General features: G+C 62.0%; 9 protein-coding genes. 6 read left to right on the top strand and 3 right to left on the bottom strand.

Annotation, left to right across the window (positions count from 1 at the left end):
- Nucleotides 1-147: 147 nt before the first annotated feature.
- A complete protein-coding gene (locus tag MWL89_RS14735) occupies nt 148-2,277 on the bottom strand; it encodes an aldehyde ferredoxin oxidoreductase (RefSeq protein WP_102380088.1) in 2,130 nt (709 codons plus the stop codon).
- A 309-nt stretch (nt 2,278-2,586) separates the two neighbouring features.
- On the opposite strand from MWL89_RS14735, the gene MWL89_RS14730 reads away from it, so the two are divergent.
- From MWL89_RS14730 to MWL89_RS14705, 6 genes are all read left to right on the top strand, one after another.
- Nucleotides 2,587-3,324, top strand: coding sequence for a ferredoxin-like protein (locus MWL89_RS14730; RefSeq protein ID WP_102380087.1), 738 nt, complete (start codon nt 2,587-2,589; stop codon nt 3,322-3,324).
- Nucleotides 3,325-3,416: 92 nt separating this feature from the next.
- Entirely contained in the window at nt 3,417-4,136 is a 720-nt protein-coding gene (locus tag MWL89_RS14725) for a molecular chaperone TorD family protein (protein ID WP_102380086.1), read from the top strand.
- 13 nt (nt 4,137-4,149) lie between these two features.
- Nucleotides 4,150-6,351, top strand: coding sequence for a molybdopterin-containing oxidoreductase family protein (locus MWL89_RS14720; protein ID WP_244387036.1), 2,202 nt, complete (start codon nt 4,150-4,152; stop codon nt 6,349-6,351).
- A complete protein-coding gene (locus MWL89_RS14715; protein WP_244412615.1) occupies nt 6,351-6,893 on the top strand; it encodes a 4Fe-4S dicluster domain-containing protein in 543 nt (180 codons plus the stop codon). Before MWL89_RS14720 ends, MWL89_RS14715 begins: the two co-directional genes overlap by 1 nt.
- Nucleotides 6,894-6,899: 6 nt before the next feature.
- Nucleotides 6,900-7,793: an NrfD/PsrC family molybdoenzyme membrane anchor subunit gene (gene nrfD / locus MWL89_RS14710; RefSeq protein ID WP_102380084.1), complete on the top strand. Its 894-nt coding sequence runs from the start codon at nt 6,900-6,902 to the stop codon at nt 7,791-7,793.
- Nucleotides 7,794-8,128: 335 nt separating this feature from the next.
- A complete protein-coding gene (locus tag MWL89_RS14705) occupies nt 8,129-9,907 on the top strand; it encodes a bifunctional diguanylate cyclase/phosphodiesterase (RefSeq protein WP_244387035.1) in 1,779 nt (592 codons plus the stop codon).
- A 477-nt stretch (nt 9,908-10,384) separates the two neighbouring features.
- Here the strand turns inward: MWL89_RS14705 and MWL89_RS14700 are convergent, their stop codons facing one another.
- Complete coding sequence (locus MWL89_RS14700) at nt 10,385-12,436, bottom strand: alkyl/aryl-sulfatase (protein ID WP_244387031.1); 2,052 nt, start codon at nt 12,434-12,436, stop codon at nt 10,385-10,387.
- Between the two features lie 168 nt (nt 12,437-12,604).
- Nucleotides 12,605-14,104, bottom strand: a complete 1,500-nt coding sequence (locus MWL89_RS14695) for a hypothetical protein (RefSeq protein WP_244387029.1) — start codon at nt 14,102-14,104, stop codon at nt 12,605-12,607.
- Between the last annotated feature and the right edge of the window lie 251 nt (nt 14,105-14,355).

Here is a 14,355-nt window from a genome sequence, read left to right as displayed (position 1 = left end):
TGCTTTCGATCCTGCGTGCCGACGGCGGTCCAGACGACGAATTGAGCCCTTTTTCTGCCACAAACTCGCGATTTGCCGGAGTCGTCGTCGCTGGACACGGGAAACCGACGGCCCGGTAGGGAGCCGTCGGTTTCGGAAAGCATCGTCTTACGGGAGCAGTCCGAGCGAGTCGAGCTCCTCTTTGACGTCTTGCATGCCGTAGCCGTCGAGGCATTCGGCCGTGGGGCAACCGAGCGTTTCATCCCATCCGAACTTGCCGTACACCATGCCGAGCGCGGTCTGGAAATCGTCGCGGTCGAGCTTGATGGTGCCTTCGGTGAAGGGTTCGAAATCGGGGTCGTGGTCGAACACCCAGTCGGTGATGCGGTCGTGGTCGTTGCGCAGGTCGTTGTTGCCGAGCGCTCCGCTTTCGGTGGTCATGCCGCGCACGGTGTTGGCGCGCTGCAGCGTCATGATGCGGGCGCCCGCCTGGTACAGATCGTCGGTTGTGACGTCCTCGCCGGTGACCGCCTTGAAGAACTTGGCTTCGAGGTCGAGGTCGCCGCGGTAATCGCGCTGCTTGGTCGGGCTCATGGTCATCGGCCAGACCCAGTTGCACAGCGTGAGCGAATCGTGCAGCACGTCGGTGACGATGGACCACCAGCAGAAGTTCGCCTTGTGATCGTTCATGGGCGTGTAGTTCTTGTCAGGGTCGATCGCATCGGCTCCGCCCCAGACCTCTTCGGCGATCTGCTGCTTGAGTTCGAACGGGAGGCCGCAACCCTGGAAGTTCACGGCGGAATGGATCATGTCGTCGCGGTTGAACATCATGTTGTACACGCCTCCCACCTGGCCGAAGCATTCGGTTGCGTGGTGAACGGGCCAACCGCGGTAGTTGATGAGCGCGCTGGGCTTCTGGTTGTACCAATCGGCATCGTCCCAACGCTCGGTCCATACGTGGGGGCCGTGAGCCAGATACGCGATCTCCGAGTCGTTTTGCGCCATCTTGTTGAGTACTTCAACCATGATCGTGGGATCGTCCTCGTAGATGCGGTTCCAATCGAAGAGCGCCTTTTCCTCTTCGGGCAGCACGCGATCGAAAACACCCGCCTTGATGCAGTGGGCGAAGTCGCGCCAGAGCTGCGCGTAGTTGCACCAGAGGCCGAGCTCGTCGATCGTGGTGCCGATGAGGGTATTCCAGAGGATGCCCGACTCGGTGTCTTCCTTGATCTCGGTCTGCAGGATGCCGTTCATGTACTTGAAGGGGAAGTTCGCGGCGCAGGTGTTGCCTGCGGTTGCCTTGCCGCCCAGCTCGGCGGTGCGATCGATGCGCAGATCCGAGTAGCAGTGGATCGGACAGCTGTGGCAGCCGTTCATCTTGACCGTGTACTTTTCGGCAACCTCGCCGAGATCGTAGACCGATTTCATGCAGCGGTAGCCCACGGTGTTGAGCTCGCCGGGCTTCGGCTCGCCGACATCGATGGCGCCGCCTTCGGCGATACCCCAGGTAAGCCCTTTACGGGCAGACCAGCGCGATCCCTTGTCGTAGTATTCAGCCCATTCCTGCTGGGTTTGCGGCACAACGTGGTTGTTGTTCGAACCGATGACCTCGCGCAGCATGTAATCGGACAGGTCGGCGACCGCTTGCGGGTCGGCCACGTTCACCGATCCATCGCCTTCGACGACGAGCGCCTTGCACATCTTAGAGCCCATAACGGCTCCCACGCCCGCGCCGCCCGAGTGGTTGCGCGAGTTGATGATCACCGAATAGGGCAGCAGGTTCTCGCCTGCGGGGCCGATAGTGGCCACGCAGGCCTTCGTGCTCTCCTTGCGGCAGAGCGCTTCGGTCGCCTCGCGGGTGCCCATGCCCCAGAACGGGGTCGCATCTTTGATCTCCACCTTCTCGTTCACGATGTTGAGGTACACCGGATGATCCGCTGCGCCTTCGACTACGATGGCGTCGTAACCGGCGAGCTTGATCTTCGCGCCGATCATGCCGCCGCAGTGCGCGTCGACGATCAGGTGGTCCTTGGTGAAGGTTGAAAGCGAGCAGATGGTGGTGCGCCCTGCCAAGGGAACGCCCGAAGCGGTCAGCGGCCCGACAGCGAACACGATCTTGTTTTCCGGCGACAGCGGATCGGTGCCTGCAGGAACCTCGTCGAACATGATCTTGTTCGCGAGTCCCATGCCGCCGATGTAGTGCTTGTAGGGATCGGTGGGCTCGGTCGTGATGGCCCCCGTGCTCAGGTTGACGCGCAGGATCTTCCCGGCCCATCCGTACGATTTCTGGTCAGCCATGTTGTCATCTCCAAATCTCTTGGGTCCTGTGTTGTGCAAGGCTCTTCGAGATATGGGCAGCATGGACGAAATTCGTCTTCCGACAGTGTGCGTTTCGCCGAAAATCGAGCATACCCTCTTTGAGGGTAATCTTCGCGATCTGCGCTTTTACTCCCAAAGAGGGTAATGGCCGAAAGGCGAAGATCCCATACTCGCACCTGTTGTGCAAGGGAGAGCTTCGAGTTCTAAGGGAGGATGGGAGTCCGGTTTGCGGGCTCCGACACGTATAAACGACACTCACAGACGAGTACGTGAGGGGAGTAGAAAACTATGACCGATATCAATCTGCAGGATCAGGATCCCCGGCAGCAAGAGTCCAAGACGGATGCTGCTGTAGGAACCGAGCACGCGGAAGCCGCGGAAGCGAAACCACGCAAGACGATCACCCGTCGCCAAGTTCTCGCTATGGCGGGATGCGGTGTCGCCGGTTTGGTTATCGGAGGCGTCCTGGGAACCTGGGGCGTCACGTCCGAATCGATCGCTTCGGGACGCATAACCATTCGCACCACGCCTACCAAGATGATCGTGACCGATCGCGCCCGCTGCTCGGGCTGCCAACGCTGCGAGATGATGTGCACGCTCAAGAACGACGGCCGCGTCTGCCAGAGCATCGCGCGCGTTCGCGTGTGGCCGAACTACCAGTTCGGTGCCAGCCCCGACACGGTGGACGGCATCTACGACAACTGCCAATTCACCATTGAGAGCTGCAAGCAGTGCGAAGATCCGCAGTGCATGAACTACTGTCCGGTTCACGCGATTCGCAGCGACGAGGAGTCGGGCGCCCGCGTGGTCGACACCGAGACGTGCATCGGCTGCGGCATGTGCCATGCGGCCTGCCCGTGGAATATGCCCGTCGTCGATTCCGAAACGGGCAAATCGACCAAGTGCATCTCGTGCGGCCGCTGTGCCGAGCAGTGCCCCAACGGTGCCATCAAGTTCATCGACTGGAAGGACATCGCCGATCAGGTGATCGCGCAGGGCGTGGTCTCGACGGCGACCATCGTGTAGGCGGCCGAAAGCCGCATGGCGGAATGCGGGTTGGCGACGATGCGGCCTTCGGGGCGCATGGACGAAGCCCGAGATACGGAAGAAGGAAGACGATGCAAGACGAAGCGGTGTTCTCGATACTGTCGAAATGCTTTGCACCGGTCGAAAAAGCAGAGTGGGATGCCATTTCGAAGCCGGCGCAGTGGGCCGATTTTCTCAACGGCGCCCGCCGTGCGTTGCAAGACGAGAAAACGTTCGGCTATCAGACGAGTGCGGTCGAGCGACTGGGGAGGAAATGCCCGTTGCAGGAATTTCTCGAAGCCGGTGAGGTTCGCGCGCTGTTCGCGCCGCCAACGTATAGCGAGAAGCAGACGTTTGCTGCGCGCCATTTCGTCGGGGGGCTGCCCCAATCGGCGGTTCCGGTCGAGTCGCTGTATCGCAGATGGTCGTCGAATCCTCGCAACGAGGCGCCGTTCTCCCACAAGACGGGACTGTACGGCAGCGATTCAGCGCTCTACATGGCCGAGGTTGCCGAACGGTTGGGACTCAGCGTTCCCGATCGGTTCGCGGCTTGCCCCGACCATTTGGCGCTCGAGCTCGATCTTGTTTCGGTGCTCATCCGTTCCGGCATGCACGTCGAAGCGCGGAGGTATCTGGCCGAGCGCTTCGAATGGCTGACGGCGTTCAGGCTTCGCCTCCTCGGCTTGGGAGACGATGCCGCCTTCTACATCGGACTCGTTGATGTGGTCTTAGGCATAAGGGCACAGCAGGGTCTGGGCGACGAAGAGAATGCACGGTCCGACCGCGCGATGGCAAGCGGCGCGGTCTCATAGAAGGGATACTATCATGTCAGAAAATGCGATAACCAGGCGAAGCTTCCTGGCCGGCAGCGCGGGTGCGGTCGCACTTGCGGGATGCGCCGGTGTTCTAAGCTTCGATGCCTGGTCGCAGGCGCATGCCGAGGAGTCGGATGCCGGGGGTCAAACCTATACGGCGCATTCGCTGTGCAACGCCTGCTCGACAAAATGCGGTTTTACGGGCTACGTGGTCGATGGCAGACTCGCGAAGCTTTTGGGCGATGCCGACCATCCGTATGCGAAAGGCAAGCTGTGCGCTCGCGGGTACGGCTATTCCCAGATCGCCTATTCGGCCGATCGGCTTACCGATCCGCTGAAAAAGAACGAGGACGGAGAGTTCCAGGCGATCAGCTGGGACGAGGCGTACGCCGAAATCGCCGAAAAGGTGAAGGCGATCATCGGTTCGGACGGCCCCGAAGCGCTCGCCGTCGTGCACGATCCGCGCCCCTCGGGCAAGTACTACGCCAAGCGGTTCATGAATGCGCTCGGCTCGGCGAACGTGTACACGCACGGTGCTGCCTGCAACCTTTCGAAGGAGAGCGGTTTCACCCAGGTGATCGGTTCGGGCAACTACGAATCCGATGTGGCCAACTCGAAGATGACCATGTTCATCGGGCGCAGCTACGCCGACGCGATCCGCCCGAGCTCGGTTATGGCGCTGCAGGAGGCGCACGAGCGCGGCGCCCATATCGTGCTCGTCGATCCGCGCTGCTCGAACAGCAAGGTCTTCGCCGACGAATGGGTACCCATCAATCCCGGTACCGATTTGGCGCTCGTGCTCGCGATGGCCCAGGTGCTCATTCGCGAGGGACGTTACGACAAGGCGTATGTGGCCGAGCACTCGGTCGGGTTCGACGAGTGGGCGGCTTCGATCGCCGATCACACCCCCGAATGGGCCGAGAAGATCACCGGCATCCCGGCGACGACGATCGCGCGCCTTGCGTTCGAGTTCGCTGAAGCCGCCCCCGCGGCTTCCATTGAGCCGAGCTGGCGCGGCGCGTTCGGCTGCTCGTATCAGAATTCGGGGGAGACGGCGCGCGCCATCGCGTGCTTCAACACGCTGCTCGGCTGCTGGAACCAGGAAGGCGGGGCGCTGTTCACCTCGAGCGTTTCTGCGGGAGAGCTCGACGAAGCGAAGTTTCCCGCCGTGCCCAAGCCAGCTGGTAAGCAGCTCGGCGCTGCCGAGTATCCGCTCGCGCTTTCGAGCATGGGATCGAACCTCTATGCGGCCCGCATGGCCAAGGAAGGCGCGCTCAAGGGCATGTTCTTCTACAACTCGAACATGGCTGCAGGCTACTCCAACACGGCGTACCTTGCCGAGGCGCTCGGCAGCCTCGACCTGTGCGTGGTCATCGACGTGCAGATGTCGGAAACGGCCCAGCTGGCCGATTACGTGCTGCCCGACACGAGCTATCTGGAACGCCTCGAGCTGCCCGAGTTCATCGGCGGCACGGTGCCCTGCGTGGCGCTGCGCGATCAGGTGATCGAGAAGGTGCATCCCAACACGAAGCCCGTCGACGAGATATTCACCGAGCTCGCCGAAGCATGCGGCGTTGGTGAGTACTTCCCGTTCACGGTCGAGGATTTGGCCGATGCCCAGCTGCAAAGCGTCGGGCTTTCGCTCGATGCGCTCAAGACGACGGGCGTGGCGTACTTTCCCGATAAGGCCTTCACCTACGGGAAGGTTCCCAAGTGGAAGACGCCGACCGAGAAGATTCAGTTCACGAGCGAAGCTGCGGAAGCGGCGGGGTTGCCGGCCGGCCCGGTGTGGATGGAGCCTGCGGTGATGCCCGCCGGCACCCAGCTGAGGCTCATAGGCGGCAAGCAGGCCGTACACAGCCATACGATGACGGCCAACATCGAGGATCTCATGCAGATCACGAAGGACTACGACCTCACGCGGGTGTGGATCAACGCCGATGTGGCCGCTCAGCTCGGTATCGCCGACGGAGACGAGGTCGAGGTGTCGAACAGCGAGCATACGGGCACCTGTCGTGCGAAGGTGACCCAGCGCATCAATCCGACGGCGCTTTTCATGCCAAGCCATTACGGCTGCTCGTCTCCTGAGCAGCATACGGCTTACGATGTGGGCCTTCGCCAAATGGACTTCGTGCCCTTCCACCTCGAACCCGTATACGGGGCGGCGATGACCCAAGAGGCGATCGTCTCGGTGAAGAAAGTAGGTGCATGATGGCCCGTTACGGAATGCTGATCAATACCAAGAAGTGCATCGGCTGCTATGCGTGCCGCGTGGCGTGCCAGCGCCAGAACAAGCTGCTTTCTGACGAGGCGTTCATCCGCTACGAGGAGAAGGAGACGGGCACCTATCCCGAGGTGGGCGTTGAGACGGTGCCTTTGCAGTGCATGCACTGCGAGGACGCGCCGTGCGTTTCTGTGTGCCCGACCGGTGCAGCCTACAAGGGCGCCGACGGCATCGTGGGCGTCGATCACGGACGCTGCATCGGCTGCAAGTACTGCATGGCCGCATGCCCCTACCAGGTTCGCGTGCACAACCATGAAACCGGCACCGTCGACAAGTGCCGCTTCTGCACGGTGAGCGCGGCCGAGACGGGCACGAAGATGTCGACGTGCGTCGAGGCGTGTCTGACCGGAGCCCGGCTGTTCGGCGATCTCGACGATCCCGACAGCGATATATCCAAGGCAATCGTGAGCGACAACGCCCAGCCTATCGCGGGCAGCCTCACGAAGGCCAAGATCTTCTATGTGAGGTGATGAGCGATGTCTTTCGAACCTATCTGGGGTGCCATCATCGCGTGGTATCTGTTCCTGGCGGGTCTCGGCGGCGGGGCGTTCGCCACCTCGGCCTTCCTGGGGTGGAAGCACCCCGAAGCGGTCAATATGCGCAGGATTGCGCACATCATCGCGCCCGTCGTGGTGATCATCGGCTTGCTGCTGCTCATGGTAGACGCCGAAGGCGGCTTGCATAACCCGCTGCGCTTTGCGCTTTTGCTCACCAACTTCGGTTCCGTCATGACGTGGGGCGTCGTGTTCCTCGCGGGATTCGTCGTCATAGCGCTCGTCGCCGTGCTGCTCGACTTCCTCAAGCGGTCGATTCCCGTGTGGCTCGACATCGTGGGGACGGTGTTCGCGGTGTGCGTGGCCATCTATACCGGTGTGCTCCTGGGCGTGTGCAAGACGTTCCCGCTGTGGAACAACGCGCTTCTGCCCATCCTGTTCCTCGTGTCGGCCATGTCGGCGGGCGCTGCGGCCGTGCTGCTTGTTTCGGTGTTCCGCCATGCCGACGAGTTCAACATGGTGGGTGTGCTCAAGAAGTTCCACTTCTGCTTCCCGATCATCGAGATCGTGCTTCTGGCCTCGCTCATGTTCATCACGTCGTTCAATTCGGATGCGGGTTGGAACTCGGTTATGAGCCTGCTCGTGGGCGAGCACGCGCCGCTGTTCTGGATCGGGCTCGTGGCGGTCGGCCTCGTGATCCCGACCGTGCTCGAGACGTGGCTTCTGTTCTTCAGCCCGAAGGAATTCGAGGAGAGCCGCAAGGCCCACTACCTGTCGGCTGCTTCCGACGTGGGCGTGCTCGTCGGCGGCTTCCTGCTGCGCTACCTGATCGTGATCGCCGCATTGCCGGTGACGATCGTGGTGCCGATGCTGTAGGTGAGCCGCGTTCGATACGAGCTTGCGGATCGCGAAGCGTTGCGGGGTTCGGCGGAGCTTGACGCGAGGCATCCGGCTTGAGCTGAACCTGCGGATCGCAGAGCGTTGCGGGGGCCTGCACCATGCGGGCTCCCGCGCTTTTCGGGGCCGTTTCGATCGGGCTTACGCGGCGATTGGCGCCGCTGCCGGCCGCAAGCCCGCCGATGCAACCAACGGTTTGGCCAACCATGCTGGCTTGCGATGATCAAATGACGTAGAATTACCCGTTGCCATACAGCCAAGCGGAGACTGCATGCGGAATCGTTTAGAGCAGGTACCTCACAAGGGAGATGATCATGGCAGCCGACGAGCAGCTGCATAATGCAGCATCGAAAGGCGACGACGACTTTCGGATAGTCACCGATCTACTCAACCTCAGCGTGAGCAAGCACAAAATAGACGAGCATTTCACGCTTGTTTGGGCAAACCCCTACTTCTACAAGTTCATCGGCTTCCCGAAAGACGAGTACGAGGCGCTGTTCCACAACCTTCCCGACCTGTATTATGCGAGCAATCCTGAAGACCTGGCGGTCATAACCGAGCATGTTCTCTATGCCCTTGAACATGATACGGGCGGATACGAGTGCGTGACGCGGTTGGCCCATAAGAGCGGCAAGCTCATGTGGGTCAAGTTCTCGGCAACGTTTCTCGATGAGTACGTCGATGGATACCAGCTGTCCTATACCGTCATGACGGATGTGACCGAGCTCATGGAAGCCCAGGTGGAGCTCGAAGCGCAGAAGCTCGCTTTGGAGGAGGCCAACGCTGATCTCGAGCGGCTCGCCTTCGTGGATTCCGTGACCGAGGGGTACAGCCAAACGCGGTTCAATATCGAGGCGGCACGCCGTATCGCGTGCGCGGGAGCGGGCGCCTTCCAGCTCGTTTCGCTCGACATGAAGAAGTTCAAGCTGCTCAACGATATTCAGGGCATCGAGATGGGCAACGAGGTGCTGCGGCACGTTCATGCCATGCTGAAAAAGCACTTGAGGGCAGGGGAGCTGCTCGCGAGGATCTCGGCGGATACGTTCAACCTGCTGCTCGAGGCGGCGGACGAGGCGGAAACCATCGAGCGGCTGACCGGGATGGTCGCCGACATCAACCGATTCAACGAGGGGCGCACCCATCCGTACTACCTCACCATGTCGATGGGCATCTACCGCATCGACGATCCGGCGTTGCCCATCACGAGCATCCGGGACCGCTCGAACGTCGCCCGCAACGCGAGCAAGGCCATCGCCACGGCGCAGCATTTCACCTACGTGTTCTACAACGAGATCGACCGCCAGAAGCTGCTGCGCGAGAAGGATATGGAAAACCGCATGCATCTGGCGTTAGGGGATGACGAATTCGTGATCTACCTGCAGCCGAAACAGCGGTTGGAGGATGGCGAGATTGGGGGAGCCGAAGCGCTCGTGCGCTGGATCGATCCCGTGAGGGGGCTAGTGCCGCCCGACGAGTTCGTGCCGTTTTTCGAGCGCAACGGGTTCATCATCGAAGTCGACCTGTACGTGTTCGATCGGGTGTGCGCCATGCTGCGTCGCTGGCTCGACGAGGGAAGGCCGGTCGTTCCCATCTCGGTGAACATGTCGTGGGCGCATTTGCGCAACAACGATTTCCTCGAGCCGTACGACCGGATTCGGGCGCAGTACGACGTTCCCGCTGAACTGCTCGAAATCGAGTTGACCGAAACCATGGTGTTCGCAAACCCCGAGCTGCTCATCGGCGTTATCGACGACATCCATCGCCACGGGTATCGGTGCTCCCTCGATGATTTCGGGAGCGGGTATTCCTCGCTCAACGCGCTGAAGGATATCGATGTTGACGTCCTCAAGCTCGACCGCGCGTTCTTTTCCGACGAAGACGCCGACAACGAACGCGAATGGAACGTCATCTCGTCGGTCATCGACCTTGCGAAAAAGCTCGAACTCGAAACGGTGGCGGAGGGCATCGAATCCATCAAGCAGTCGGCCATGCTCAAAGAGATAGCGTGCGACATGCTGCAGGGCTACGTGTTCTCGCGTCCCATTCCCATCGAGGAGTTCGAAGCGCTGCTCAGCAGCGGGAAAGAGGAATAGATCCGCGAGCGGCCTCATGGCGATTGCAAGGTGTGCGCCAAGCAGGTTTCCGGGCGGATTTGGGGTTGGCGCCGTGCAGACTGTCGGACGGGTTCGGGGTCGGCGACGCGCAGGTTGTGGGGCGGGTTCGATGTCGGCGCCCGCAGCCTGCTTGCCCGCGTCGACCATGCCGGTTTGGTGGCGTTGGCAACGGACTGGGCTTTTGCGGGTTTTTGCGCATTGTGTTGCATCGAAGGCGGAACCGTCCGAACCGCCCGGGGCTTCCACCTGCGCATACGCAAAAGATGTCTGTTCGGCTCCGGCCCGGCCGTCTGAAAACGCCTCCGAAATGGCCCCAAACGCAACATAAAGCGTAAAAACCTGCAAATCGAGACAGGTCGGCCGTGCGCGCGGCGGGGGAAAGCGGGCTGGAGTTCGATCTGCGCGGCGATGCGGTGCGGTGCGGGCGAACCGCATCGCCGTGTGGCTGAGGCCGGCTTACGGTTCGACGATGTTGAAGAAGAACTCGAAGGCCGCCATGTGCTCGGTCAGCTTGGCGATGACGTTTGGGTCTCCTTCGACGCGGATCGCTTTCTGGGCCTCCTCGTCGCGGTTGAGGATGGCGAACATGCCGAGGCGCTCCATGGTGAGCGTCGCATCGGCGCTTTCGTCCTGCACGCCCCTCTCGTAGAGCACCACGCCCGAGCGCACGACGAGCAGGTACGTTTCCTCGTCGGTGAAGGCGAGGTTGATGCGCAGATCGAGGTCCTGCGCCGCGTTCGCGTCGATGAGGATGCCCAGGTAGTCGAGCATCATGGCCGGTTCCATCGCGCGTTGGATGTCGGCCGAGCCGGTCGTGCGGTACTTCGGGTCGTCGTCGACGCCGAACCGCAGCTCCTTCGCGCCGGTGAGGTAGGCATTTCTCCAGGTGCCGGATTCCGCCGCGTAGCCCAGCTGCTCGAGCGCGTCGGCGCACAGGAGGCGCGCCGCCTCGTTTGCGGGATCGGCGAACACGATGAGGTTCGTCACCTGGGCGACCCACTGGTATTCGCCTGCCTCGAAATCCTGTGTTGCACGGGCGAGCACGGCGTCCGTATCGCCGAAGTACTCGACGAACTTCTTCGCGGTGTCCGCAGGTGCAAGCGGGTGCAGGTTCACGGGGTTCGCGTCGTACCAGCCCATGTACTTCTGGTAGACGGCCTTCGCGTTGTGGCGCACCGTACCGTAGTACTGGCGCGTATACCAGTTCTTCTCGAGTGCGGAGGGAAGCTCGATCATGTTCGCGATCTCGGTAGACGTGTAGCCGAGGTTCACGTACATGAGGGTCTGGTCGGTGATGAACTTGTACATGGCGGCCGTGCTCTCGAGGTACTCGTTCACGACATCGTTGCCCCAATGCGGCCAGTTGTGCGCCTGGAAGGTCACCTGCGCCTCGGCTCCGTAGCGGGCCTTGGTCTCCATGAGGTAGTTCGCCCACGCGTTGCCGTCGCGCACCTCGGCGCCGCGCAGAGTGTAGAGGTTGTGCAGGGTGCCCGTACAGTTCTCGGCCACCCAGAGCGCCTTGAGATCGGGGAACCACGTGTTCATCTCGGCGGGAGCCTCGGTGCCGGGCGTCATCTGGAACTCCATGGTCACGCCGTCGATCGTGCGCACGTCGCCGGTTGCGACGATCGTATCGGTGGGGGCGATGTAGGAAATGCTGCCCTTCGACTGGCCCATCCCGATGCCGATGCTCAGGCTTCCCTGCGGCCCCGGATCGAGCATCACCCCGTACTGGTAGCTTGCGCGCCTGCCCATCGCGTTGCCGGCGTAGACGTTCTCGGCCACCGCATGCTCGGCGAATCCCGCAGGCACGATGATGGGGATCGAGCGCTCGGCCACTTCCTCCTCGCTGACGATGCCCTTGATGCCGCCGTAGTGATCGACATGGGGATGGCTCATCACGATGCCCGTGACGGGGCGACTCCCGAGGTTTTCGGTGACGAGCTCGAATGCGGCGCGGGAGCATTCGACGCTCATGAGCGGATCGAACACGATCCAGCCGGTATCGCCTGCCACGAACGTGATGTTGGTCATGTCGTAGCCGCGCACCTGGTAGATGCCTTCGACCACTTCGAAGAGGCCGTACAGGTGGTTGAGCTGCGCGTTGCGCCACAGGCTCGGGTTGGCGGTAGCGGGCGCTTCGGCGGGCGAGCCGTCGGCTCCGTCGAGAAACGCGTAGGCCTTCTGGCTCCAGACCACCTTGCCGCTCTCGTCGGTCAGTTCGAGCGTTTCGGGCGCTGCGATGAGGTTTCGGCTGGCGAAATCGCGTTCGCGCTCGTCGGAAAAGTCGAGGAGGGCGTACACGGCCTCGTTGGCGTCGGCGGTCATGGCAGAGGCATTCTTCTGCGTGTCGTCGGGCGGGTGGGAAAGCGAAGCGGCTCCCTGCGAGCCGTCGGTGCTGGTTGGGGCGGAGCAGCCGCAGGCGGCGGCTCCGGCTGCAACGAGCGCTCCAGTTGCGAAGGTTCCTGTGACGAACGTGCGGCGGTCGAGCGAGTTGTTCCGGTTCATAGGCAAACCCCCTTTATGTCTATTCTCGCATACTGCCGTGCGGTATTAAAGAGAAATGTATTACCTAATAGTGTCAATCCCCGGGAGCGCGGTTGGTGCGCTCGCCCGACCTCGGGCCGATCACCGGGCGCACCTCCTATCGAGCGCGAATGGCGAGGCGCTGCCTTTCTAGCTGCGGCGCTTGGCGATCAGGCGGATCCCCGCGATGAGGGCAGCGAGGATCGCGGCTCCGGCCACGGTGGCGAACAGTCCGGGCAAGAGGCCGTCTCCCGTGGCGGCAAGGTTTCCTCCCGTGGCGGCAAGGCTGCTGCCTTTCGTGGGGTCGGGGCCTCCGGAAGCACCCTTTCCGATGGAGAAATCGAGCGCGAGCGAACCGGTGAAGGAGGCCGCCTCCGGCGCCGAGAACTCTACCCGATAGGTTCCGGGGGCGGTGGGCGCCTGGGTAGTGGGGCCGAAGGCGCTACCGTCGGAAGCAGTACCGGTGTAGGTGATGACAAAGGGGCCGTTGTAGGTCTCGGACTGATTGCTCAAGGGGGACAGATAGGTCGCCTGCGGCGAACCGGTGTAGCTCTGCTGCGGTTCGCCGTTGTAGACGAGGTCCGTCGCAGCCTTGACGCCGGCGATCGTGGCGCTGGGCTTCGTCACGTAGCTTACCGCCACCTGGACCGCGCAATCTTCGTAGTTGCCCATGTCGGTGATCGCTACGGTCACGGTGTCCTGCACCGATCGGCTCGCCCTGTCGTTTGCGGTGAGCGTCAGCTTCCCAATTGCGGGATCGACGGCAGCGCTTGCCAGTCCGGTTTCTGTGAAGCCGGTTATCGCATACGAAGGTCCGCCGTTGAGGTCGCTTGGCAGGCCGATCATGCTTGCGAGGTCGAACTCCATAACGCTGCCCGGTGCGTCGAACAGGGTCACGGAAGGCTGCGAAAGCGCGGGTGCGGGTGCCTTTGCGATCGAGAACTCGAAGCTGCTGGGATTGAGGGTGAACGACTGGCTTTCAGGAACCGTGAAGATCACCTGGTAGGTGCCGGCGTTGATGGGGGCGTAGGTGTTGATTTGTTGATATCCTGCGGCTTGGACCGGGGGGGAGTTGTACATCGTGCCGTTGATGCCTTTGTACTCGACGTAAAGGGGTGCGTGGTAGTCCATCTCGTCAACACCGTTGTCGGCGAGGATCCTGACCACGGGAACTCCGCCGTAGCCTTGCTGGCGCGTGCCGTTGTAGACGAGACCCGTATCGGCGCGTTTGGGAAGGGAGAGATTGTAGCTTGGCTTGCCCTCCGCCATCTGGGCGGCACCCCCCAGGGCGTCGTTCACGCTGGCCGTTGTCTCGGCGGCGTCCGCTGGTACAGCCGATGCGCCCTCCACCATCTGGGCGGCTCCCTCGGGGGCGTCTTTCGCATCTTGATCGGGCGTTTCGTCTCGAGCGTCCGCCTTGAGAAAGGCCAGCGGCGGCTCCCCGATGATGCCCTCTGGCACCGCGACTGCGGTGGCGTCGAGGTCGGACGCGTCCTCTGCATCCTGCGCAAGCGCCCCGTGGGTGTTGAGCAGGATAAACGTGGCGAAGGCGAGGGCCGCCATGCAGGTGAACAGCGCGGCCTGCGCGCGAAGGCGCGCGCGTCGGCGCGCGGGGTGCTTGTCAAGCGATCGGTCGCTGCTACGTATCATAGGGTGCTCCTTCGATGGATCTGTACAGGGTGCGTTTGGCACGGGGTGGCTTTCATGGTCGTCTCATCTGTCCGTTGCCTCGGTGCCGTCGAAAAGACCGCTTCTTGCTTCCCGATACGGGTGCGGCCGTTCTGGCTGCCCGGGGCATGCGGATTGCGGCTCCCGTCCCCAAAGCCTGCATGTTTGGTCGTATTTGGACTATACTGAGAATGAGCGAATGAGACTATCATCCAGGATGAGGTTTTCACAGG

It is taken from the genome of Raoultibacter timonensis (genome assembly GCF_022845715.1).
GTDB classification, from domain to species: Bacteria; Actinomycetota; Coriobacteriia; order Coriobacteriales; family Eggerthellaceae; genus Raoultibacter; species Raoultibacter timonensis.
Note: the sequence above shows the minus strand (reverse complement) of the source record. Positions and strands in the feature narration are given on the sequence as shown.

Coding starts and splice junctions, on each gene's coding strand:
- MWL89_RS14695 (WP_244387029.1), bottom strand. CDS start 14,104: ATGATACGTAGCAGCGACCGATCGCTTGACAAGCACCCCGCGCGCCGA.
- MWL89_RS14725 (WP_102380086.1), top strand. CDS start 3,417: ATGCAAGACGAAGCGGTGTTCTCGATACTGTCGAAATGCTTTGCACCG.
- MWL89_RS14715 (WP_244412615.1), top strand. CDS start 6,351: ATGGCCCGTTACGGAATGCTGATCAATACCAAGAAGTGCATCGGCTGC.
- MWL89_RS14705 (WP_244387035.1), top strand. CDS start 8,129: ATGGCAGCCGACGAGCAGCTGCATAATGCAGCATCGAAAGGCGACGAC.
- MWL89_RS14700 (WP_244387031.1), bottom strand. CDS start 12,436: ATGAACCGGAACAACTCGCTCGACCGCCGCACGTTCGTCACAGGAACC.
- MWL89_RS14730 (WP_102380087.1), top strand. CDS start 2,587: ATGACCGATATCAATCTGCAGGATCAGGATCCCCGGCAGCAAGAGTCC.
- MWL89_RS14720 (WP_244387036.1), top strand. CDS start 4,150: ATGTCAGAAAATGCGATAACCAGGCGAAGCTTCCTGGCCGGCAGCGCG.
- MWL89_RS14735 (WP_102380088.1), bottom strand. CDS start 2,277: ATGGCTGACCAGAAATCGTACGGATGGGCCGGGAAGATCCTGCGCGTC.
- nrfD (WP_102380084.1), top strand. CDS start 6,900: ATGTCTTTCGAACCTATCTGGGGTGCCATCATCGCGTGGTATCTGTTC.